The organism is Gordonia sihwensis NBRC 108236, from assembly GCF_000333035.1.
GTDB lineage: Bacteria > Actinomycetota > Actinomycetes > Mycobacteriales > Mycobacteriaceae > Gordonia > Gordonia sihwensis.
The window spans coordinates 78,684-101,506 of sequence record NZ_BANU01000010.1; the positions used below are offsets into that span (position 1 = coordinate 78,684).

Sequence of the window (22,823 nt, forward strand, 5' to 3'; positions counted from 1 at the left end):
CCCGATCAGGCGGTGGTCGCCAGCGCTGCGGCGCCGAGTTCCACCAGCCCGGGCACCGACTCGGCGTCCACCTCGGAGGGCAGGTCGCCCACCGGCCACCACGCGAGGTCGACCGACTCGTCACTGCGCACGATCGGCGGGAGCGAACCGTCCGCCTCACGGTCCGCGACGGCGGCGAACCGGACGTCGAGATGTCTGGTGGGTACGCCCAGCGAGCACGTGATCGGATGGGCGTGCAACTGCACCGGCCGGTCGGACAACGTCAGCGAGGACAGTCCCGACTCCTCGAGCCCTTCGCGCAGAGCCGCCTCGGCGAGCGTCGCGTCCTGCGGCTCGCAGTGTCCGCCGAGCTGAATCCATTTGCCGACCCGCGGGTGCAGGGTCAGCAGGACGTGCGTCAGATCGGCGTCGAAGACGATCACCGAAGCGGTGAGATGTCCTGCGGCGCAAGCTCTTCGGCAGGCATCGTCGGTGGCGGCCAGAAACGCGAGGTACGCGTGCCGGATGGAGTCCTGATGGGGATCGGGCGCGGTCCACGCGGTCAGCGACTCGACCGCGGACGCGTGCAGCGCGCTCACAGCTCGACGACCATCGAGTCGACGTCGGCGGGCTCGCGCAGACCGGCCTCCTCGGCGGGGTGGCCGATGGCGACGGCCCCGAGGGGCTGCCAGTGGGACGGCAGGTCGAGCTCGCGTCGCACCACCTCTGCGGCGAAGATCGTCGACCCCACCCAACAGCTGCCGATGTCGCGGACCGACAGGGCCACCAGCAGTCCCGCCACGGCGGCCCCGCCGGCGACGGTGAACATGGTCTTCTCGCACGCATTGCGCCGTGCGTCCGGGTACTCGTGCATACCGTCGCCGGTGACCACGGGAATCACGAGTTCGGGCGCGTCGTACAGGATCTGGCCGCGCCGAATGCGCTTGGCCGTCGATTCCGGCGTCTTTCGGTCCGCGGTCAGATCGGCGCGCCAGGCTTCGGCCATCGCATCGAGCAGGCGACGCCGGCGATCGTCGTCGCGGATCCACAGGAAGCGGATCGGATGCGTGTGATGAGGGGCGGGCGCCGTCAGCGCCTCGGCGAACGCGGCCCGCATCGACTCCTCGGCGACTTCCCGTTCGGCGAACCGCCGGATCGACCGGCGGGTCAGCAGAGCCTGCCGACGTCCGAGGGCGACTGCCTCTTCGACACCGAGCCGGAACATGTCGTCGTCGAGATCCCGGACCAGGTCGCGCGCGCCGGTGCCGTCGTCGACCGGCGTCATGCCGCGCACCACCGCCACCGGCACTCCGTCGAGTTTGCCCTTGACCAGGTCGGCGGCCGCCGCGAGTTCGTCGGCGACGGCGATGTCGGTCACCTGGAGGGTGTTGCCGTAGGGGTCGACGACCCCGTCGTAGCCGTGGCTGACGGCGATGCCCGAGGCGCCGATCGCGACGTCGGTCTGACCGGTCCGCCAGGCACGGCCCATCGTGTCGGTGACGATGACGGCGACCCGGAGCCCGAATTCGTCGGCCAGACGCGCCCGCAGCCGGGCGGCACTGGCGTCCGGATCCAGGGGCAGCAGCGCGATCTGATCGGTGCGGACATTGGACCCGTCGACGCCGGCGGCCGCCTGCACGAGACCGTTGCGGTTCGCGGTGATGAGCGTGCGGTTGCGTCGAGCCACGACGCGCACCGTCTCGTCGTCGATCAGCCTGCGGCGGAAGGCGTCGCGTTCCTCGGGGTCGGTGGGCGCGGCGACCATCCGCCCCTCGGTCTTGGAGAACACCTTGCTGGTGACGACCAGCACGTCGTCGTCGACGATCCATGGTGCGGCGGCGACGATCTCGGCTGCGAGATCGCTTCCGGGCCCGAACTCGCCCAGACCGGTGACGGGAAGGATCTGCAGCCCGGCGGCCGCGCGGTGGTCGGGCGTGCGCGAAGGCTCCGCGCCGGTCACGGCGTCTGCACTCCGACGAGGGCGCACGCGGCGCGGATCATCTCGGCGGTGGCCGCCGGATCGGTCATCAGCAACGGCGCCGACCCGACGGCGATGCCGTCGACGTGCGCCTCGTCGCCCTCGGCGATGAGCCAGCCGTCCAGGATGCCGTTGCCCGCGCGGGCGCCGAAGTGCTCGGCGATGCCTTGGGCCGAGGTCTCCACGCCGATCACCGACAGACAGCGGTCGGCCATCCCGCGCAGCGGCTTGTCGTCGATCACCGGGCTGATGCCGACCACCGGGGCCGACGTGGTGCGCAATGCGCCGCGGATGCCGGTGACCGAGGTGATGGCGCCGATGCTGACCACCGGGTTGCTCGGCGCCAGCAGGACGACGTCGGCCTCGGCGATCGCCTCCAGCACACCCGGCCCGGGCTTCACCTCGTCGAGACCCACCTGGGCGAACCCGTGGGTGGGAACCTGGGCGCGGTGGCGCACCCACCACTCCTGGAAGTGGATCGCGACCCGCTCGCCGTCCTGTCCGCCGGGCTTGTCGATCACGACGTGCGTCTCGTGGCGTTGGTCGGTGGCGGGGAGCAGTTCCACGCCGGGCTGCCACCGACGGCACAGGGCGGCGGTGACGTCGGAGAGAGGGAATCCGGCTTCGAGCATCTGGGTCCGGATCAGGTGGGTCGCCAGATCACGGTCGCCCAGGCCGAACCAGTCGGGGTCGGCGCCGTAGGCGGCCAGTTCCTCTTTGGCGTTCCACGTCTCGTTCCTGTGCCCCCAGCCGCGCTCGGGGTCGATGCCCCCGCCGAGGGTGTACATGCACGTGTCGAGGTCCGGGCAGATCCGGACGCCGTGCATCCAGGCGTCGTCGCCCACGTTCACCACGGCCGTCACCGTGTGCGGCGTCGCCGGATCATCGGGGAGCCGGGGGAACGGGGTGCGTCCGAACAGTTCGCGTGCGCCCTGGAGAAAACGGGCGCCGCCGACGCCGCCTACGAGTACCGTCACCTTCACAGACGTCCACTGTAATGACCGCACGCGCGGTTCCGCGCGGCGGCGACACCCTGACGGCGCGACACGCCGTAGGACTATGTCATTCACCTGGTAGGCGCGGTTTTGTCCGACCTCGGTGATAGAAATGAATCTTCGCCTTCCGCTTGACCGCGGCGGTACTCAGCGTGTCTAATCACAACAGTGTCATTTGAATCGTCGGGGGACATTCTTCAGGCACATCGACCGGATCGCCGATCCGGTCGCGGGGTGGAATCAAGTCTGCGAGCTGGGAGGTGCCGGATGACTTTGGATACGGGCGATGGTGCTGACCCGATCAGTGAGATCAGCGCGATTGAGATCAGTGAAGTCCACGCGAACCGCCATCTGTCGGTGGTAGCGAACGAATTCGAGGAACTGTTCGACGCCGTCGAGGAGCAGTGGCAGGACCGTGCGCTCTGCGCACAGACCGACCCTGAGGCGTTCTTCCCGGAGAAGGGCGGTTCGACGCGCGAGGCCAAGCGCATCTGCCAGGGCTGTGAGGTCAAGGCGGAGTGCCTGGAGTACGCGCTGCACAACGATGAGCGTTTCGGAATCTGGGGCGGTCTCTCCGAGCGCGAGCGACGCCGTCTGAAGCGTGGAATCATCTGACGTCGTGATCGTCTGACGTCGTACGCCCCTGGCCGACCCCTCTCGTATCGGATCCTCCCGCCGATCGCGACGAGGGGTCGGGGCGTCTCCGGCGGCGTGCTCGCCGGCGTCAGCCCCCGTTCAGTCCTCGTCGGGGCCGTCCTCGACGGTCTCCTCGTCCAATCCCAGATAGGTCGCGACCTGCTCGATGAGCACCTCGCGCAGGATCTCGGGCAGTTCCTCGGCGTCATGCGCACGGAGTTCGAGCGGGCGCCGGAACAGGATGATCTGCGCCCGGGTGGGACGGCCGGCCACGTCGATGCCGGCCGGGATCAGCCGGGCCAGCGGCACCTGGCCGTCGGCGGTCACCTCGTCCGGCCATTCCACGGGGCCGTCTCCGCGCGGGAGCATCCGCGGGATGTCGTCCACAGCGACGTCCAGCCCGGTCAGGTGGGCATGCCACCGGCTGTCGATCTCGGCGAAGGCCTCCACCGCCGCGGCGTCGAACAGGTCGGCGCGCGTGCGGTGTCCCGGCATCGAACTCGGCATGAGCGGGCCGCGCAGACCGCGGCCGCGGCGGTCGCGCAAACGGCGGGGAGGAGGCGCGAGCAGGTCGCGACCGGACCGCAGCGGAACGAGTCGATAGCCCATACCGCACACCTTAGTGTCCCGGCTCCGCACGGCCGGCGCGTCGCTCGTGGGCACGTCGACCGGGTCCGCATCGGATGTGCGTGTCGATTGTCCGCGTCCGGCGTCGAGGCGATAGGCTGAGCGGCGTGAGTGTCCCTCGTCAGTGCTGCAGGCCCGGCTGTTCGCGTATCGCCGTGGCGACCCTGACGTTCGTCTACGCCGAGTCGACCGCCGTCATCGGCCCGCTGTCGGCGTCCGACGAACCCCACTCGTGGGACCTGTGCTCCCAGCACGCCGATCGGATCACCGTGCCGGTCGGGTGGGAGATGATGCGGAGCGAGCGCGGGTTCGCGCAGCCCGCCGAGGACCAGGAGCTCACGGCACTGGCCGAGGCGGTACGTGAGGCCACCGCCACCTCGCCCCGCGTGGGTTTTCTCGCCCATGCCGAGTTCGACGACACACCCCGCGGCAGGCACCGCGCACAGCAGCGGTCGGCAGCCACCCCCGCGGCGACGCCGCGGCCGGGCCGTCGCGGTCATCTGCGGGTACTGCCCGACCCGGTCGACTGAGCTTCGCGCGACCACGATCACGCTCGCGACCGCTTTCCGGCCGGGCGAATACTAGGCTGTGATTCATGTCTGCGTTGACTACTGACCTCGACGACGTCGACGGTCTGCTCGCCGCCGACCGCGATGGTCTGCTGCGGGCCGCCGCCATGGCGGGTGCGCAGGTGCGAGCGGTGTCCCAGGCGCAGTCGGAGGGCGCGCTGGCACGGCTCGCCGACCTGCGACCGCGCGCTGTCGTCGTGGTCACGGGAGCGTCGGCCACCGCTCGGCGCGCCACCGATCTGGTGGTGGCGACCGTCGCGGCCCGTTTCGACGTGCCCCTGGTCAGCGTGCCGACTCTGCCCGGCTGGATCGGTCCGCTCGACGTGGTCGTGATCGCCGGGCACGACGCGGGCGATCCCGCACTCGCCGACGCCGCGGTGCGTGCGCTGCGCCGACGCGCCGAACTCGTCACCGTCGTACCGGTGGAAGGGCCGCTCCGCGAGGCGATCGGTGCCCAGCCGATCGTCGACCTGTCGCCTCGGCTCGTCGTCGATCCGCGCTTCGGCTTCTGCCATTTCGTCGCGGCGCTGACCGCGGTGTGCGTCGCCTTGTCCGCCGTCCGGTTCGCGCCTGCTCCCCCCGATCTCGCCGATCTCGCCGACCGGTTGGACGGGGAGGCCGCAGCTGACCATCCGGGCCAGGAGAGCTTTCACAATCAGGCCAAGCTCCTGGCCATGCGTGTCGCGGACCGGTCGGTGGTGTGGGCCGGTGACACGCCCGGGGCGAACGCCGTCGCCGCTCATGCGTCGGCGGTCGCCTTCAGCGTCGCGGGCACGGTGTCGAGCGCCGCGTCGGAGACCGTTCTGGCAACCGGGCTGCTCGACGGCTCGAACCGTCCGGCACCGGTCGACGACATCTTCTACGACCCGGAGATCGACCCGCCGCGGTCGGCCGCGATCCGCGGGATACTGTTCACCACTGCTTCGCGGCGCTGGTACGCGCAGCAGCGCAATGCCGGGCGCGCCGAGATCGACGTGCTGGCGGAGCATCCTGCGGGGTCCGACTCGGGCGCCGGGGAACCGGATCAGGGATCGGTGGCCGCGACGAGCGATCTGTTCGCCGACGCGCCCGCGGATCTGGGGGAGTACCTGGTGCTGGCGCTGCGCGTGGAACTCGCGGCGGTGTTCGTTCGATTGATGGGAGAAGCGGCCTGATGAAGCTGCTGGCTGGAGTGGTGCGGCCGTATGCGTGGGGATCGCGTACCGCACTCGCCGAGTTGCGCGGCACGCCGAGTCCTTCGCCGCACCCCGAGGCCGAACTCTGGTTCGGTGCGCATCCGGCTTCGCCCGCGCGGATCTGCGGCGAGGTGGAGGGTCCGCAGGACCTGCTCGGCGTGATCGAGGCCGATCCGGTGCGCGAGCTCGGCGCCGAGACCGCCGACCAGTTCGGTTCCCGCCTGCCGTACCTGCTGAAGATCCTCGCGGCCCAGGAGCCGCTGTCGCTGCAGGCGCACCCGAGTCTCGAGCAGGCAGTCGCCGGCTTCGAACGCGAGAACGCCGCGGGCCTGGCGCTGGACGCGCCCGACCGCAACTACCGCGATCCGTCGCACAAACCCGAACTGGTGGTGGCGCTGACGGAGTTCGACGCGCTCGCGGGGTTCCGCGATCCGCACGTCACGGTGGAGATCCTCAAGGCTCTCGCCGTACCCGCCCTGGATCCCTATCTGGGCATGCTGGTGGAGCAACCGGACGAGACCGGTCTGCGAGCGGTCTTCACCACGTGGCTGACCCTGCCCGAGGCGGTCATCGGTGCGCTGGTCCCCGAGGTGCTCAACGGCGCGGTGCGCGTCCTGGGCGGGGACGACGACCGCTTCACCCTCGAACTGCGGTCCCTGCTCGAGCTCGGAGAGGCGTACCCCGGCGATCCGGGCGTGCTCGCGTCGCTGCTGTTGAACCGGATCCGGTTGCAGCCCGGTGAGGGAATCTATCTGTCCGCGGGCAATCTCCACGCCTACCTGCACGGGATGGCGGTGGAGCTGATGGCGAACTCCGACAACGTGCTGCGCGGCGGGCTCACTCCCAAGCACATCGACGTCCCGGAACTGCTGCGCGTCCTCGACTTCCATCCGGTGTCGATCGACGCCCTGATGCCTCAGGTGCGGAGCCTCGGGACCGAGCGCGTCTATCTGACCCCGGCGCCCGAGTTCCGGCTGTCGCGGGTGGAATTGGACGGCACCGGGCTACACGCCGCGCAGTCGATCAGCTTCGAGATGGCGGGTCCGCAGATCCTGGCGGTGATCTCCGGCCGGGTGGCCGTGGAGGGGAGCGGCGGCGAACTGCTGAAAGCCGGTCCGGGCGATGCGGTCTGGCTGTCGGCGGCCGATCCGGACGTGGTGGTGCGCGCGATCTCGTCCGGTGCCGTCTTCTTCCGTGCGATGGTTCCGGCCCTGCAGCACTGACCGTCCGCGGCTCGACCGCAACGGAGTCAGTCGAGTTCGGTGAGGCTTCGTTCGGCGGCGGTGGAGACCGGGCGCACCGGGACGGTGCAGCCGAGTCCGGATGCGAGGAGGAGTCCGCTGCCGGGATCGTGACGCAGGGTGGGCTCGCGTCCGCCGCGACCGTCGTCCATGCAGTCGTGCCTGCGCAGCAGGGTCGCGCCGGGCGGAACCTCGTGCCCGCCGGCGCGGGTGTCGTCGAACAGCACGTGCGGAGCGGTGGGTCCGCGATCGTTGACGGTGATCCACCGCTCGCCGACTGCATCCGCCAATCGCCGCCAGCGCTGGGGAGTGTCGGACACGACGGCCACCGACATCCCGATCGCAGCCAGTCGCGCCGCCACTTGTCGTGCGAGCCGGTGGTCGCCGCAGATCGTGCTCGCGGCGACGCCGGGACCGGCCAGGCGAAGCGCCACGGGCGCGCCGGATGCCGCGGCGCCGACGAGCTGACCGTCACCGGCGCAGGGAACGGCCACCGAGCGGCAGATCTGTTCGGTGGCGGCCGGCGGCACCGACGCGGCCCCGCTGCCACGAGAACCGCTGCCACGAGAACGGTCGTCTCGACGATCCTCCGGTGGCGCAGCGATCGGCAGACCCGCGGCGAGCGCGCCGCGGTCGGAGGCGTCGACCGGGACCAGATCGTGACAGCCGTCGCGATCGGAGGCGTGTGCGCCGTTGTCGCGCACCGTCGCGGTCAGCCGCGGACCGGACCGGTCGGCCGTGAGGCTCAGCGTGACGGTCGTCGACACCGCCTCGCTCGAACCCGGAGCGGCCAGCAGCGCGGACAGCGATTCCGGAGAGGTCCCGGCCCATCGGTGGGCGGCGAACCGGAATCCGTCGACGTGTGCGCCGAGCACATCGGACGTCGCGCGCTCGACGGGAGCCCCCTCGGTGAGCCGCATCGTCAGGTCGGTGATCTCGGCAGCCGTCAGCGGACGGGTGGGGATGCCGGAGTCGGCGAGGCGAGCGCGCAGTCGGCGCAGGCACCACAGCGCCGTACGCAGCATCCCGGCGGGCCCGTCACCGCGCATCAGGACCGCCTGCGGACAGTCAGCGGGCCGGATTCGGACCACCAGGTGCACGCTGCGGTGGGTGGGAATCCGCAGTCCGCCGAGCAGCGTCCGATACGCGCCGGCCGCGATGCCGTCGTCCCAGCTGCGCATGGTGTGACTGACGACGTCGATCGCCCAGGGCGCGGCGTCGTGGGCCGACATCGCCGAGAGCACTGCGGGCAACAGACGCGGCGGTGTGGCCCGGGGTGTTCCGACCACCACCGGCGCCGGTTCGTCGGGGGCGATCGCAAGCACCCCGATCAGACTGTCGCCGCAGCGCCGCAGTCCGATGAAACCGTCGTCGGCGGGCACGTCGAACGGTGCCCGGACCTCCCATGGCGCGGTGCGACGCACCAGCATCCTCGCTTGCACTGAGTGCTCCCCCCGAACACGGACTTCGCGAAATCGCCGTGGGACGAGGCTAACCCGCGTCTAACCTCCTTGCGGGGGAATCGATCGGGGGGATTGATGTCACGTCACATCACGACGCGTGCGCAGATCAGCGGGTACCGCTTCGGGGTGGCTCGGGCCGAACACGCGCTCGTGCGCCGCGACGTACGGATGACGCACGATCCGATGCGCGCGCAGTCGCGGGCGCTCGTCGCCGGGACGGTGCTGGCGGTCCTGGTGCTCGCCGGCGCGGCGATCTACGGATTCGTCCGACCGCAACCCGACGTGCGCGATGCCCAGATCGTGGCCGTCGACGGCGGTGGGATGTACGTGCTGATCGACGGCGTGATGCATCCGGTGCCGAACGTCGCGTCGGCCCGTCTGATCCTCGGCAGGCCGCTGCCGGTGCGGCGGGTGAGCGAGCGGTCGTTGAGTCGCTTCCCGCGCGGTGCGGCCGTCGGCATTCCGGACGCACCGGGTGCGCTCGATCGACCGGCGGTGGCCGGACGGTCGACGTGGACCGTCTGCGAGGACGCCGAGGGCAGCGCAGTCGTGGTCGGCGACCTCGCGTCCGCCGCCGAGACGATCGACGCCGATCTCGTGCAGCACGCGGGAGTCGAATGGCTGCTGTACCGGGACCCGACCGGCAGCGGGACCTCCGTTCCGGTCCGGGCCCGCGTCGACCGGTCGCGGGTGGAGTTGGTCCGTGCGCTGGGACTGGAGGGGCGCGAGCCCAGGACGGTGGGGGCGGGACTGTTGAACACCTTCACCGCGCGGCCCGATCTGCGCGTGCCGGAGGTCCCGGATCGCGGGTCACCGGGCGTTCTCGGTCTGCCGGTCGGTTCGGTGGTCGCGACCGCCGGCGTCGACGGAACCCTGCGCTATCAGCTGGTTCTCGCCGACGGAGTGCAGCCGCTGTCCGAGCCTGCGGCCGAGATGATGCGACTGACCGACCCGTCGGCCGCGGACGGAGTACGGCGAGTGGCGCCGGCCGCGGTGGCGGCGCTCACTGTCCGCGAAGTGGTGCCCGTCGCGCATTTTCCGCACGCGGTGCCTCGGTTCGGCGACCCTCCGTCGGTGCTGTGCCATCGCTGGAGCCACGACACCGAGGGGGCCGCGACGGCGGCGCTTCTCGGAGCGCGCCGACTGCCGGTGCCCGACGGCGCCAGACCGGTGGTTCTGGCTTCGTCGGACGGTCGGGGACCGGCGCTCGACCGGGTCTATCTGCGGCCGGGGACGGGTGAGCACGTGGTGTTGACCGGCGTGGACCCGCGGTCGCCGCGCGCGTCGACGCCGTTCTATGTGAGCGATGCGGGCGTGCGTTACCGGTTGGCGGGCGCGGGGATCGGCGAGATCCTCGGGTTGCCGGAACCGGTGCGGGCGCCGTGGCCGATGATCGCGCTGCTGCCGTCGGGGCCGGAGCTGAGCCGGGAGGCCGCGGCGGTCACCTCCGACGGCGTCAGCTCCCGTTGACGAAGCGGCGCACCATCGCCTCCCAGTCGTCGGCGATCTCCTCGCATGTCATGCCGACGACGTCGAGAAGATGGCGCACGGTCAAGGCCATGAGCGGTGCCTGGACGGCGTGGGCGGTGACCTCCAGCCTGCCGTCGATGCCCAGTTCGGCCAGGAGCATCCGCACGTGGAGCGTCGACATCGCCCAGACCGGATGCGATAGATGGTCGGGCTGGTCGGCACCCGCCTCCAGCAGGATATCGAGGTGGTCGACGGTCATCTTGAGTCGCGCGCGGCCGTAGGCGATCAGCCGGTCGAGCGGGGGAGCGCCGGGCCCGAGAGGTTCCGGTCCGGAGAGGAAGGCCTGCTGGAGGTCCGACTCCGAGTGGTCGAGGAGGGCGAGCATCAGTCCCGTCCGGTTGCCGAAACGGCGGAATACCGTGCCCTTGCCGACGCCGGCGGCACGGGCCACCGCTTCCATCGTCACCGCGGACGCGCCCTGACTGTCGATCAGCGATTTGGCGGCCGCCAGCAGCAGCCGACGATTCCGTGCGGCGTCGGCCCGCTCCGGCGACGCAGCGGGCGCGTTCGCCACGTGCAGTTCAAGGGGGCCGGGGCCGTCGGGGAGCATGAGTCGACTGTAAAGCATGTCGGCGTTGTCGCGATTGCGGACACCGGAGGCCGATCCGCGCGCGACCAGCACTTCCATGCTGTGTCCGGTGTCACGGACGGCACCGGGAATCACGGCGGACCGTGGTCCGTTTCATTGGAGGTATCCGTACGTACGTCAGGAAGAGTGTCGCTCCATGTCTGAAGGCAACATCACCATCGCAGTTCTCGTCGGCAGCCTCCGCTCCGGCTCGCACAACCGTGCGCTCGCCGAACTGGCCGCGGCCAATGCTCCCGAGGGGATCTCGTTGAAGATCGTCGAAGGTCTGGGCGAGGTGCCGTTCTACAATGAGGACATCGACACCCCGGATGCGATCCCGGCCGCCGCGGCCTCGCTGCGCGATCAGGTGGCGTCGGCCGACGCCTTCCTCTTCGTCACCCCCGAGTACAACGGCACGATGTCGGCCGTCCTGAAGAACGCCATCGACTGGCTGTCGCGTCCCTACAGCGCCGGCGCGCTCGCCGGGCGTCCGGCCGGCGTCATCGGCGCCGCACTCGGCCGGTACGCGGGCACCTGGTCCCGTCAGGACACGCGCAAGTCGATCGGCGTCGCGGGAGCGAATGTGGTCGAGGCCGTCGAGATCGGCATCGGCACCGGCGCGCTGGGCGACGAGGGCGTGGCGACCGCTGAGACCGCCGAGCAATTGGGCGAGGTGGTCCGGGTACTGGCCGACGAGGTCGCCGTCGCCGCCTGATCGACGCTCCTCCGGCGGGGCCGGCCGCGGATGTCCGCGGCCGGCCCCGCCGTCTGTGTCGAGCCGTCTGCGGCCGGGCTGCCGACGGTGTCAGACCCCGGTGGTGAACTGTGTGTGCAAGGGGCCGCACGGTCCCGGCCGAAGGCGCCGAATCGGCGTCCGCCGGCCCGTCTCGGGCACGCGGATTCGAGACACGCCGGACGCGCCGAGACACGCCGGTCCGCCTGTGGACAACTGTCACGCGACCTGGGAGTTTCAAGAATGTTATTCACAAGTTCTTGTGGTCTAGGAAAACATCAGACACTAGGTGTAGTGTTTGGGGTGTCCGGGGGGCGGACGGCAATCGACCGAATTACGGCGGTGTCGTTCACTGCGAAAGCAGGAGATCCGGTCAGAGAAGTCAAGCAAGTCACTCGCAGCAGATCATTCATCTCAAGGGAGTTCATCGATGGCCATCACCGTCTACACCAAGCCCGCCTGCGTCCAGTGCAACGCGACCTACAAGGCTCTCGACAAGATGGGCCTGGAGTACGACGTCGTGGACATCAGCCAGGACGACGAGGCTCGCGATTACGTGATGGCGCTCGGCTACCTTCAGGCGCCGGTCGTCGTGGTCGGCGACGAGCACTGGTCGGGTTTCCGTCCCGACCGCATCAAGTCGCTCGCCACCAACGCGGCCTGACGGAGGCGAGCCACATGGCCGCCGACACTGAAACCCGAAATCCGCTCATCGTCTACTTCTCGTCGGTGTCGGAGTACACCCACCGCTTCGTTCAGAAGCTGGGGCTCCGCGCGGTCCGGATCCCCCTCATCGACCGCACGTCGTCGTTCCGGGTGGACGAGCCCTACATCTTGATCACGCCCACATACGGGGGCGGGAAGATCAGCGATGCGGGCAGCGTCACCGCTCATGCGGGCGGAGGCTACGTGCCCAAGCAGGTCATCAAGTTCCTGAACATCGAACAGAATCGGTCATTGATCCGCGGCGTCCTCGCCGGGGGCAACACCAACTTCGGCGAGGAGTTCGCCCTGGCGGGCGACATCGTCTCGCACAAGTGCCAGGTGCCGTTCCTCTATCGCTTCGAGTTGATGGGAACCACCGACGACGTCGAACGGGTGCGCGCGGGCCTGGCTCAGTTCGCCGCGAGTTCCGCGTTCACCGGCCGGGCCGCCTGACGGCCCGCGCTCACCAGTTTCCGGACCACCAGTTTCCGTCAAGTACGCAAACTTCAGTTTCACCAGGGAGAAGCAGTGTCGCCCACCGCAGTTTCTGTCAGCGAATCCACCGTCTCGGCGAGCAAGTCGGGGGTGCACACGGGTCCGGCCGGCCACGAGCCGGGCGACCTCGACTACCACGCGCTCAACGCGATGCTCAACCTGTACGACGCGGACGGTCGGATCCAGTTCGACAAGGATCGTGAGGCCGCCCGCCAGTACTTCTTGCAGCACGTCAACCAGAACACGGTGTTCTTCCACGATCTCGACGAGAAGCTCGACTATCTCCTCAAGGAGAACTACTACGAGCCCGAGGTCCTCGCGAAGTACGACCGCGAGTTCGTGAAGTTGCTGTTCGGGCACGCCTTCGCCAAGAAGTTCCGGTTCCCGACCTTCCTGGGCGCGTTCAAGTACTACACCAGCTACACGCTCAAGACGTTCGACGGAAAGCGCTACCTGGAGCGTTTCGAGGACCGCGTCTGCATGGTGGCGCTGACGCTGGCCGACGGCGACACCGCGCTCGCGCGCAATCTGGTCGACGAGATCATGGACGGCCGGTTCCAGCCGGCCACGCCGACCTTCCTGAACTCGGGCAAGAAGCAGCGCGGCGAGCCGGTCTCGTGCTTCCTGCTGCGCATCGAGGACAACATGGAGTCGATCGGCCGATCGATCAACTCCGCGCTGCAGTTGAGCAAGCGCGGCGGGGGCGTGGCGCTGCTCCTCAGCAACGTCCGCGAGCACGGCGCGCCGATCAAGCGCATCGAGAACCAGAGCTCCGGTGTCATCCCGATCATGAAGCTGCTGGAGGACTCGTTCAGCTATGCCAACCAGCTCGGCGCGCGTCAGGGCGCCGGTGCCGTGTACCTGCACGCGCACCACCCCGACATCTACCGCTTCTTGGACACCAAGCGTGAGAACGCCGATGAGAAGATCCGGATCAAGACGCTGTCGCTGGGCGTGGTGATCCCGGACATCACCTTCGAGCTCGCCAAGAACAACGACGACATGTACCTGTTCAGCCCGTACGACGTGGAGCGCGTCTACGGCAAGCCGTTCGCGGACGTGAACGTCACCGACGAGTACCACGCCATGGTCGAGGACCGGCGGATCCGCAAGTCGAAGATCAGGGCGCGGGAGTTCTTCCAGACGCTCGCTGAGCTGCAGTTCGAGTCCGGCTACCCGTACATCATGTTCGAGGACACGGTGAACAGGTCGAACCCGATCGAGGGCAAGGTCACGCACTCCAACCTCTGCTCGGAGATCCTGCAGGTCTCGACCCCGTCGGAGTTCAACGAGGACCTCACGTACTCGCATGTCGGCAAGGACATCTCGTGCAATCTCGGGTCGATGAACATCGCCAAGACGATGGACTCGCCGGACTTCGGCCAGAGCATCGAGACCGCGATCCGCGGACTCACCGCCGTCGCCGATCAGACGTCGATCGAGTCGGTGCCGTCGATCAAGCGGGCGAACGACGAGGGTCACGCCATCGGCCTCGGCCAGATGAACCTGCACGGTTACCTGGCTCGTGAGCGGATCTTCTACGGCAGTGAAGAGGGCATCGACTTCACGAACATGTACTTCTACACGGTCCTGTTCCACGCCATCCGCGCGTCGAACAAGATCGCCAAGGAGCGCGGGACGGCGTTCGCCGGCTTCGAGAAGAGCACGTATGCGACCGGTGAGTTCTTCGACAAATACATCGACCAGGTGTGGGAACCGAAGACTCAGAAGGTGCGCGACCTGTTCGCACGCGCGGGCCGTGACGGCGAGAGCGCGCAGCTGTTCGAGTCGGGCATCCACATTCCGACCCAGGACGACTGGCGTGAGCTCAAGGCGTCGGTGCAGCAGTACGGCATCTACAACCAGAATCTGCAGGCGGTGCCGCCGACCGGTTCGATCAGCTACATCAATCATTCGACCAGCTCGATTCACCCGGTCGCGTCGAAGATCGAGATCCGCAAGGAAGGCAAGATCGGCCGCGTCTACTACCCGGCTCCGTACCTGACGAACGACAATCTGGAGTACTACCAGGACGCGTACGAGATCGGTTACGAGAAGATCATCGACACGTATGCAGCCGCGACCCAGCACGTCGATCAGGGTTTGAGCCTGACGCTGTTCTTCAAGGACACCGCGACCACGCGGGACGTCAACAAGGCGCAGATCTACGCGTGGCGCAAGGGCATCAAGACGCTGTACTACATCAGGCTCCGTCAGATGGCGCTCGAGGGGACCGAAGTGGATGGCTGCGTCAGCTGCATGTTGTGAGCTGTTGTCGCACAACGAGATCCAGTCGCCGACTACACCGAATGAGGAATGACGATGACATCGACTAGTCCTGCCGAGGGCGCACCGGTCAAGCTGGTGAACCGGGTCTCGGCCATCAACTGGAACCGAGTCCAGGACGACAAGGACGCCGAGGTCTGGGACCGACTGACCGGCAACTTCTGGCTGCCGGAGAAGGTGCCGGTGTCCAACGACATCCAGTCGTGGGGAACGCTGACCGACTACGAGAAGACGCTCACCATGCGCGTCTTCACCGGGCTCACCCTGCTCGACACCATCCAGGGAACCGTCGGCGCCATCGCGCTCATCCCCGATGCGCTGACCCCGCATGAGGAAGCGGTGATGACCAATATCGCCTTCATGGAGTCGGTGCACGCCAAGAGCTACAGCGCGATCTTCTCGACGCTGTGCTCCACCAAGGAGATCGACGAGGCCTTCCGCTGGTCGGAGGAGAACGAGTATCTCCAGCGCAAGGCGCAGATCGTCATGGATTACTACCGTGGCGACGATCCCCTCAAGCGCAAGGTGGCTTCGACTCTGCTCGAGTCGTTCCTGTTCTACTCCGGCTTCTACCTGCCGATGTACTGGTCTTCGCGCGCCAAGCTCACGAACACCGCCGACATGATCCGGCTGATCATCCGCGACGAGGCCGTCCACGGCTACTACATCGGCTACAAGTACCAGCGCTCGCTGGAAGTGGAGACGCCGGAGCGTCGTCAGGAGCTCAAGGACTACACCTTCGAGCTGCTGTTCGAGCTCTACGACAACGAGACCGACTACACCGAGGCGCTCTACGACGAGGTCGGGCTGAGTGAGGACGTCAAGAAGTTCCTTCGGTACAACGCCAACAAGGCCCTCATGAATCTCGGCTACGAGGCGATGTTCCCGAAGGACGAGACGGACGTGAACCCGGCGATTCTGTCGGCGCTGTCGCCGAACGCCGACGAGAACCACGACTTCTTCTCGGGATCGGGCAGCTCGTACGTGATCGGCAAGGCTGTCAACACCGAAGACGAGGATTGGGACTTCTGACCTCTTGCGGCCGGTCCGGCGCCCGTCAGCGCCGGCCGGTCAGCACGTCGTAGTACGTCGTGAGGTCGTCGAGGGCCTCGCCGACCTCGGTCAGCGGCACCCCGGTGGCGCGCAGCGCCTGCCGCAGGGCCGTCGGGTCGAGGTCGGAGAGCGGGTCGACGGCGGGAAACGACGGGGGAGCGGGCGGCAGACGGTGGTCCCCGTAGGGGTCGTCGGCGACGAGCGGATCGTCGTCGCCCACCGCCGCGTGTCGGTCGCGGTCGCCGTCCTGCACCACCGCCAGCAGTTCGGGCAGGTCGGTGCCCATCACTGTCAGCAGCGTGGTGGGACGCCGGTCGATCTCCGCCGCCACCTCGAACGACACCGCCAGGACATGGGTGCATCGGGGAGCGTCGTCGGGACAACTGCAGTCGGACGTCACGTCGGCCGGCTCGGTGGGTGCGATCAATTCGCCGAGTCCGGTCGGTTGCTCACCGCGGGCGAGGTCGAGCAGGTCGTCGGTGCTGCCCGTTCGGCGCAGCAGTTCCACGACGGTGTCCGGGTCGACGGTGCGCATCTCGAGCCGGACGTCGAAGGGGTCGAGTTGGCTGCCGCGCACCGAAGCCGTCACCACACCGTGCCCGATCCGAAGACCTTCGACGTGCCGCTCTCGGAAGTATCGACGGGCGCCGGTGATGCGGCGGTGATCGGCACCCGACTCCACCACGCCGACGAAGGCGCGCGACCAGCCGGTGATGCCGTAGCCGCGGACTGCGGCCTTCGTCCGCCGTCTGCCGGGACTCATGGACGCTCCGATCTCATTCGGCGACAGCCTCCTCGCGCAGAGCCAGCAGATCCATCAGGGTGTCGTCGTCGAGCTCGGTGAGCCACGACTCGCCGGTGCTGACCGTCAGGCGCGACAGTTCCCGCTTCGCCGCGACCATCTCATCGATCCGTTCCTCCAGCGTTCCGACGCACACGAACTTGCGGACCTGCACATTGCGCGTCTGCCCGATCCGGTAGGCACGGTCGGTGGCTTGATCCTCCACCGCCGGATTCCACCATCGATCGGCGTGGATGACATGATTCGCCGCCACCATGTTCAGGCCCGTTCCGCCGGCCTTCAGTGTGGCGAGAAGCACCGGCGGACCGTCCTCGGCGGCGAACCGCTCGACCATCTCGTCACGCCCGTTGCGGGTGACACCACCGTGCAGGACCGGCACTGCGGCGCCGAGGACCGGTTCGAGCCAGGTCGAGAGCAAGTCGGCGAACGCAGCGAACTGGGTGAAGACCAGCGCGCGGTCGCCCTCGGCGATCAGCGTGGTCAGGACGTCGACGAGGAGTTCGACCTTGCCGGATCGATGGCGGCCCCGCCGCAGCATGGCCGAGCCGTCGTCGAGGTAGTGCGCCGGGTGATTGCAGATCTGCTTGAGCCGGGTCAGGGCAGCGAGGACCGTCCGACGGCGCGGGCCGCTCTGCTGGGTATCGGCGAGTGCCTCATGCAATTCGTTCAGAACGGCTTGATACAGGCCTGCCTGCTCACTGGACAGGTTGGTGCGGACCATCAGTTCGGTCTTCTCCGGGAGATCGGGAGCGATGGTCGGATCGGTCTTCTCCCTGCGCAGAATGAACGGCTTGGTCACGGCCGACAGCCGGGCGACGGCTCGCGCGTCCCGGTCGCGCTCGATGGGTTCGGCGAACCGGGCCCGGAACTTCGAGGCGGTGCCGAGCATGCCGGGATTCACCAGATCGATCACGGCCCGCAGGTCCTCCAGCCGATTCTCGACCGGGGTCCCGGTCAACGCGACTCGCTGGGCGGCCGAGACGGCGCGCAGCGCCTTCGCTGCCGCGGTGTGCACGTTCTTGACGTGCTGAGCCTCGTCGACGACGAGTTCCTTCCATGTCAACGCCGCCAGTGAATCACGGTCGCGCGCGAGAGTCGCGAACGTGGTGAGCACCACGTCGGCGCGGTTCTCGGCGATCCGCTCCGTCGATCGGCCGGTGCCGTGATGGACCACCACCCGCAGATGCGGCGCGAACGACGACAACTCCCGTTGCCAATTGCCGATGACCGACATCGGGCACACCACCAGAGCCGGATCCGATTCCGGGTCGCGCTCGCGGCCGGCGGTGAGCAGCGCGATCACCTGCACGGTCTTGCCCAGACCCATGTCGTCAGCGAGGACGCCGCCTGCCCCGATGGCGCCCAACGCGGTCAGCCACTCCAGTCCGCGCTGCTGGTAGGGACGAAGCTCGGCGCGTAGGCGCGACGGCGGGGGCATCGACGGCGGCACGATGGTCCCGCCCGCGGCGATGTCGTCGAGCCAACCGAGGCCGGAGACCGTCCTGACCGGAACCGGAAGGGTGTCGTCGCGCTCGGTCACCAGAGCGAGGAGATCGGCCATCGTGGGCGCCTGGTCGCCGGGCGCCAGCGCACGTTGGGCCGCGACGAAGGCCGCGGCGCGGCCCAGTGCGGCGCCTTCGGCGCGGAGCCACGTGCCGCGGAGCCGGACGAGATCGCCGCTCTGCTGAGCGAGTTCCTCGATGTCGGACGATGACAGCTCTCGGGAGCCCGGGGCGTCGCCGAGAGCGAGCCGCCACTCGAAATCCGAGATCTCGTCGAGGCCGACGAATCCGGGCCGGGCTCCGCCGCCGGGAGTCTGTTGTGAACGGATCGACAGCGAGGGGGTGACGGCCGCGATCGACGACGGCAGAAGGACGTTCACGCCCGCCGCCTGGAGGTCCGCGGCACCGCGGGCGAGGAGTTCGTCGACCACCGCGGTCGTGAGCAGATAGTCGAGGCTGTGCGGATCGGCTTCGGCGCGGCTCAGCTCGCCGAACGCGCCGACCGCTGTCGCGAGCTCGGTGGTGACGGCATCGAGTTCGTGCGCATCGAGGCGGTGCGGGACCACCGGGACGAGTTCACCGCTCGGACTGCGGACGCAGACCTCGAGGCGCCAGCGCACCTGCTCCGGCGCCATCGGCGGCTCGTCGGGCTCGTCCGGAGGCACGTGAAGGCGCATCACCAGTGCGGGGCGTCCCGGACCGGCGGTGCCGACCCAGTCGTGCCAGGCCTGTGCGCTGCGCGGTCCGATCTCGGCACCGAGATCGGTGGGCGCTCGTTGCGCCAGACCGGCGATGAGCGGTATCGGCGACGTCACCTCCGCTGCCGCGAGGAGCCGGCGGCACTCGTGGTCGACGGCCTCGGCGACGAAGTCGGTGACAGCTCCCCGGGTGGCCAGCGCGGGCGGCGCCGAGTCCTGTGCGATCGACAGCCAGCTGTGCCACGCGGCCCCGGGTACCGGGATCCAGCGCACCTCGTACACCCCGCCGACCAGACAGGTGCTCGGCGCGACGGCGCCTGACGCGATGTAGCGGCGTACGCAGGCGAGGAGGTGACGGTAGTACGCGATGTCGCCGCCGACGCGGAGATGTGCGCAGCGATCGAGGAACTCGACAGCCGACGCCATGCCGAGTCCGCATGCCGGAAGGAACCGGCGCGTGCCGTCGGGGCCGGCGATCTCCACTGTGTGCCGCAGCCGCTTGCGTGACACGAGATCGGTGAGCGCCGCGGGGACCTCGACCGCGTCGCCGAAGACGGTGCCCGGCTCGGTCGGCGCATCGGGCCACACGGCCATCCCGAGCCCGGGAACCCAGCGGATGCGCAGCGGTGCCCGGCTGTGCTGCTCGGCCACGGCGATCGCTGTCATGGCACCAGTTGTAGCTCAGCGGTACGACATCGGCGATGTCGGGAGCGCCGCGAGGCCCGGACCGGCGGAATCAGCCCGCGGAACTGCTGTTGAGGGAGACCTTCACGTCGTTGAGCACCAGCCACGCCGCTGCCAGTCCGGACGTGCCGTACCAGACGGTGTCGTCGACGGAGAGGACTCGGTTCCAGGTGGGCGCGCCCATGTCGAGCCAACGATCGCTGAGGAGGACGCGCTTGCCGCGCTCCAGACCCTCGGGCCCCTCGTAGCTCACATAGATGAGGTCGGCGTCGGCGTCGGTGAAGTCGGCGTCGGTGGCGGGCACCGCCTCGGGCGTGCGCTGGGCGGCGGGCCGGGCGACCCCGATGGTCGCCATGATCTGCGCACCGAAGGAACCGGTGCCCTCGATCATCTCCGCGTCGGGAGTGAAACGGACCAGCGAGACCTCGCTGTGGGGTGCGTCCATCACGCGTCCCACGCGGTGCGCCTCGGTGGTGAATTCGTCGAGACGAGCATTCGCCGCCCCGGTCCGGTTGACGCCCGCCGCGACCGCGCGGAAGGCCGCCTGCCAGTCGGAGGCGGGATCGACGGTGACGATTCGGGCCGTGCCGAGCGCGCCGGTACCGCGCAACGCGTCGAGGCGCTGCCGCGTCTCCGGCGAGGTCAGGACCACCTGGGGGGCGGCGGTGCGCACGGCCGCACTCGCCGGTGCGTCGCCGAGCGCCGGAACCGACGCCAGCTGCGGGCCCAGATAGGCCGGGACCGACCCGGCCGGCGCGGTCACACCCGTGACTTGAGCGCCCATGCCGAGCGCGCACAGTGCGTCGAGGAGAGCGGGATCGGTGACGACGATCCTGGCCACGTCTGCGCGGCCCGGGTCGGGTGCGGTGGGAGCCAGACAGGTCTTGGCGTAGTCGCGGCCCGGATTCACGATGTTCACCTCGGCGATCCGGGTCACCGTCGTGGAGATGACCGAGCCGTCGGGCGTGCGCAGGACGTCGTCGTCGGCGGCACAGGCGCCGAGGCCGACGGTCAGCGCGACCGCCGTCGCCAGGGCACCGGCGCAGCGCCGCTGGGAGCGGGCAAGCATGGAGAACACCCGCCTACGCTAGCATCGGCGGCTCGCCGTGAAATGGGGCTACCTGCGGCGACGAACGCGGTCTATCTTGGTAATACGACAGATCGTAGGACCCGGTCGGAACGGTGCGCCGGTCTGGTTTACGATCAGTACGTAGCGCTAGCGCCAGAGTTGGCACGACAGCAGAGTTTTGGGCCGTCAGGCCCGGTGCCCGCAATCGGCGCCGAGGAGGAGGAATCTGTGACCGCGGTAGACCAACCGACGACCCGGGTGGAGGCGGAGCGGCCGTATCCGGCCCGCGTCCAGCCCAAGGGCTCGTTCTTCTACAAGCTCATCACGACGACCGACCACAAGCTGATCGGTCAGATGTACATCGCCACCTGCATCGGGTTCTTCCTGGTCGGCGGTCTCATGGCGTTGTTGATGCGTGCCGAGTTGGCGCATCCGGGGCTGCAGTTCCTGTCGAACGAGCAGTTCAACCAGCTGTTCACCATGCATGGCACGGTGATGCTTCTGATGTACGCGACCCCGATCGTGATCGGTTTCGCGAACTTCGTCCTGCCTCTGCAGATCGGCTCGCCGGACGTCGCCTTCCCCCGCCTGAACGCGCTCGGCTACTGGCTGTTCCTGTTCGGCAACCTGGTCGCGCTGGGCGGCTTCCTCACTCCGGGCGGCGCCGCCGACTTCGGCTGGACCGCTTACACCCCGCTGACTGACGCCGTTCACGCTCCGGGCGTCGGTGCCGACCTGTGGATCATGGGCCTGGGTGTCGCCGGTCTGGGCACCATCCTGGGTGCGGTCAACATGATCACCACCGTCGTGTGTCTGCGCGCACCCGGCATGACCATGTTCCGCATGCCGATCTTCACCTGGAACATCCTGGTGACGAGCGTTCTGATCCTGCTGATCTTCCCGCTGCTCACCGCGGCGCTGATGGGTCTGGAGGTGGACCGGCAGTTCGGTGCGCATCTGTACGACCCGGCCAACGGTGGCGTGATCCTGTGGCAGCACCTGTTCTGGTTCTTCGGTCACCCCGAGGTCTACGTCATCGCCCTGCCGTTCTTCGGCATCGTGTCCGAGGTGTTCCCGGTGTTCTCCCGTAAGCCGCTGTTCGGCTACTCGGGCCTGGTGTACGCGACGCTGGCCATCGCGGCGCTGTCCGTCGCCGTCTGGGCGCACCACATGTACGTGACCGGATCGGTCCTGCTGCCGTTCTTCTCGTTCATGACGTTCCTGATCGCGGTTCCGACCGGTGTGAAGTTCTTCAACTGGATCGGCACCATGTGGAAGGGCCGAATCACCTTCGAGACACCGATGCTGTTCGCCATCGGCTTCATCGTCACCTTCCTCTTCGGTGGTCTGACCGGTGTTCTGCTCGCCAGCCCGCCGCTGGACTTCCACATCTCCGACACCTACTTCGTGGTGGCGCACTTCCACTACGTGCTCTTCGGCACGATCGTGTTCGCGACCTTCTCGGGCATCTACTTCTGGTTCCCGAAGATGACCGGTCGCATGCTCGACGAGACCCTGGGCAAGTGGCACTTCTGGCTGACCTTCATCGGCTTCCACGTCACCTTCCTGGTCCAGCACTGGCTGGGCAACGAGGGCATGCCGCGTCGTTACGCCGACTACCTGCCGTCGGACGGTTTCACCACGCTGAACATCGTCTCGACAGTCGGCGCGTTCATCCTCGGCCTGTCGACCCTGCCGTTCGTGTGGAACGTCTTCAAGAGCTACCGCTACGGCGAGGTCGTGACCGTCGACGACCCGTGGGGCTTCGGCAACAGCCTCGAGTGGGCCACCAGCTGCCCGCCGCCGCGGCACAACTTCACCGAGCTGCCGCGCATCCGTTCGGAGCGCCCGGCGTTCGAGCTGCACTACCCGCACATGGTCGAGCGCATGCGCGCCGAAGCCCATGTCGGCTGGGGCAGCAGCAACCAGCACTGACGTCGCGACAGCGACCAGATCAGGCCCGTCCGAGTTCGCTCGGACGGGCCTGATCGTCGTTGGTGGACCTGCCTGGGAGCGCGTCGTCGGTGGCGGCCAT

The 22,823-nt window shown here is 68.6% G+C and carries 20 protein-coding genes; 11 read left to right on the top strand and 9 right to left on the bottom strand.

Annotated features, from left to right (window positions below; translation table 11 throughout):
* Positions 1-5: 5 nt before the first annotated feature.
* From GSI01S_RS07255 to cofD, 3 genes are read right to left on the bottom strand one after another with little or no spacing between them, the layout of a single operon-like run.
* Positions 6-578 (bottom strand): NUDIX hydrolase, encoded by a 573-nt coding sequence (locus tag GSI01S_RS07255; RefSeq protein WP_006895856.1) that lies wholly within the window; start codon positions 576-578, stop codon positions 6-8.
* On the bottom strand, positions 575-1,939 hold the full coding sequence (locus GSI01S_RS07260) for a coenzyme F420-0:L-glutamate ligase (protein WP_006895857.1): 1,365 nt from the start codon (positions 1,937-1,939) through the stop codon (positions 575-577). The genes GSI01S_RS07255 and GSI01S_RS07260 overlap by 4 nt, the downstream gene beginning before the upstream one ends.
* Entirely contained in the window at positions 1,936-2,940 is a 1,005-nt protein-coding gene (gene cofD / locus GSI01S_RS07265) for a 2-phospho-L-lactate transferase (RefSeq protein WP_039867162.1), read from the bottom strand. Before cofD ends, GSI01S_RS07260 begins: the two co-directional genes overlap by 4 nt.
* 363 nt (positions 2,941-3,303) lie before the next feature.
* On the opposite strand from cofD, the gene GSI01S_RS07270 reads away from it, so the two are divergent.
* Positions 3,304-3,567: a WhiB family transcriptional regulator gene (locus GSI01S_RS07270; RefSeq protein WP_045538235.1), complete on the top strand. Its 264-nt coding sequence runs from the start codon at positions 3,304-3,306 to the stop codon at positions 3,565-3,567.
* 120 nt (positions 3,568-3,687) lie between these two features.
* Here GSI01S_RS07270 and GSI01S_RS07275 read toward each other — a convergent pair whose 3' ends face one another.
* Complete coding sequence (locus tag GSI01S_RS07275; RefSeq protein WP_006895860.1) at positions 3,688-4,197, bottom strand: metallopeptidase family protein; 510 nt, start codon at positions 4,195-4,197, stop codon at positions 3,688-3,690.
* Between the two features lie 125 nt (positions 4,198-4,322).
* Between GSI01S_RS07275 and GSI01S_RS07280 the strand changes: the two genes are divergently transcribed.
* The 3 genes from GSI01S_RS07280 to manA all read left to right on the top strand — a co-directional run bounded on the left by GSI01S_RS07280 (position 4,323) and on the right by manA (position 7,182).
* Positions 4,323-4,745, top strand: coding sequence for a DUF3499 domain-containing protein (locus tag GSI01S_RS07280; protein ID WP_085950745.1), 423 nt, complete (start codon positions 4,323-4,325; stop codon positions 4,743-4,745).
* A 65-nt stretch (positions 4,746-4,810) separates the two neighbouring features.
* Complete coding sequence (locus GSI01S_RS07285; protein ID WP_006895862.1) at positions 4,811-5,938, top strand: hypothetical protein; 1,128 nt, start codon at positions 4,811-4,813, stop codon at positions 5,936-5,938.
* On the top strand, positions 5,938-7,182 hold the full coding sequence (gene manA, locus GSI01S_RS07290; RefSeq protein ID WP_006895863.1) for a mannose-6-phosphate isomerase, class I: 1,245 nt from the start codon (positions 5,938-5,940) through the stop codon (positions 7,180-7,182). Before GSI01S_RS07285 ends, manA begins: the two co-directional genes overlap by 1 nt.
* 26 nt (positions 7,183-7,208) lie before the next feature.
* Here the strand turns inward: manA and GSI01S_RS07295 are convergent, their stop codons facing one another.
* A complete protein-coding gene (locus tag GSI01S_RS07295) occupies positions 7,209-8,624 on the bottom strand; it encodes a type VII secretion protein EccE (protein WP_157225314.1) in 1,416 nt (471 codons plus the stop codon).
* Between the two features lie 114 nt (positions 8,625-8,738).
* On the opposite strand from GSI01S_RS07295, the gene eccB reads away from it, so the two are divergent.
* A complete protein-coding gene (gene eccB / locus GSI01S_RS07300) occupies positions 8,739-10,133 on the top strand; it encodes a type VII secretion protein EccB (RefSeq protein ID WP_006895865.1) in 1,395 nt (464 codons plus the stop codon).
* Here the strand turns inward: eccB and GSI01S_RS07305 are convergent.
* Entirely contained in the window at positions 10,120-10,743 is a 624-nt protein-coding gene (locus tag GSI01S_RS07305) for a TetR/AcrR family transcriptional regulator (RefSeq protein WP_051999628.1), read from the bottom strand. The genes eccB and GSI01S_RS07305 overlap by 14 nt on opposite strands.
* Positions 10,744-10,918: 175 nt before the next feature.
* Between GSI01S_RS07305 and GSI01S_RS07310 the strand changes: the two genes are divergently transcribed.
* The 5 genes from GSI01S_RS07310 to nrdF all read left to right on the top strand — a co-directional run bounded on the left by GSI01S_RS07310 (position 10,919) and on the right by nrdF (position 16,012).
* Positions 10,919-11,476: an NAD(P)H-dependent oxidoreductase gene (locus GSI01S_RS07310; RefSeq protein WP_006895867.1), complete on the top strand. Its 558-nt coding sequence runs from the start codon at positions 10,919-10,921 to the stop codon at positions 11,474-11,476.
* Between the two features lie 448 nt (positions 11,477-11,924).
* On the top strand, positions 11,925-12,158 hold the full coding sequence (nrdH, locus tag GSI01S_RS07315; protein WP_006895868.1) for a glutaredoxin-like protein NrdH: 234 nt from the start codon (positions 11,925-11,927) through the stop codon (positions 12,156-12,158).
* Positions 12,159-12,172: 14 nt separating this feature from the next.
* A complete protein-coding gene (nrdI, locus tag GSI01S_RS07320; RefSeq protein ID WP_006895869.1) occupies positions 12,173-12,652 on the top strand; it encodes a class Ib ribonucleoside-diphosphate reductase assembly flavoprotein NrdI in 480 nt (159 codons plus the stop codon).
* Between the two features lie 75 nt (positions 12,653-12,727).
* Positions 12,728-14,962 (top strand): class 1b ribonucleoside-diphosphate reductase subunit alpha, encoded by a 2,235-nt coding sequence (nrdE, locus tag GSI01S_RS07325; protein ID WP_006895870.1) that lies wholly within the window; start codon positions 12,728-12,730, stop codon positions 14,960-14,962.
* Between the two features lie 54 nt (positions 14,963-15,016).
* Positions 15,017-16,012: a class 1b ribonucleoside-diphosphate reductase subunit beta gene (gene nrdF, locus GSI01S_RS07330; RefSeq protein ID WP_039867217.1), complete on the top strand. Its 996-nt coding sequence runs from the start codon at positions 15,017-15,019 to the stop codon at positions 16,010-16,012.
* Positions 16,013-16,037: 25 nt separating this feature from the next.
* On the opposite strand, the gene GSI01S_RS07335 is transcribed toward nrdF, so the two are convergent.
* From GSI01S_RS07335 to GSI01S_RS07345, 3 genes are all read right to left on the bottom strand, one after another.
* The gene (locus tag GSI01S_RS07335; RefSeq protein WP_006895872.1) at positions 16,038-16,796 is read right to left on the bottom strand and encodes an SWIM zinc finger family protein; all 759 of its coding nucleotides are present in this window, start codon (positions 16,794-16,796) and stop codon (positions 16,038-16,040) included.
* A gap of 13 nt (positions 16,797-16,809) precedes the next feature.
* Complete coding sequence (locus GSI01S_RS07340; protein WP_006895873.1) at positions 16,810-19,701, bottom strand: DEAD/DEAH box helicase; 2,892 nt, start codon at positions 19,699-19,701, stop codon at positions 16,810-16,812.
* A 70-nt stretch (positions 19,702-19,771) separates the two neighbouring features.
* Positions 19,772-20,788, bottom strand: coding sequence for an ABC transporter substrate-binding protein (locus GSI01S_RS07345; RefSeq protein WP_006895874.1), 1,017 nt, complete (start codon positions 20,786-20,788; stop codon positions 19,772-19,774).
* A gap of 228 nt (positions 20,789-21,016) precedes the next feature.
* On the opposite strand from GSI01S_RS07345, the gene ctaD reads away from it, so the two are divergent.
* Complete coding sequence (gene ctaD / locus GSI01S_RS07350) at positions 21,017-22,723, top strand: aa3-type cytochrome oxidase subunit I (protein WP_006895875.1); 1,707 nt, start codon at positions 21,017-21,019, stop codon at positions 22,721-22,723.
* Positions 22,724-22,823 lie beyond the last annotated feature (100 nt).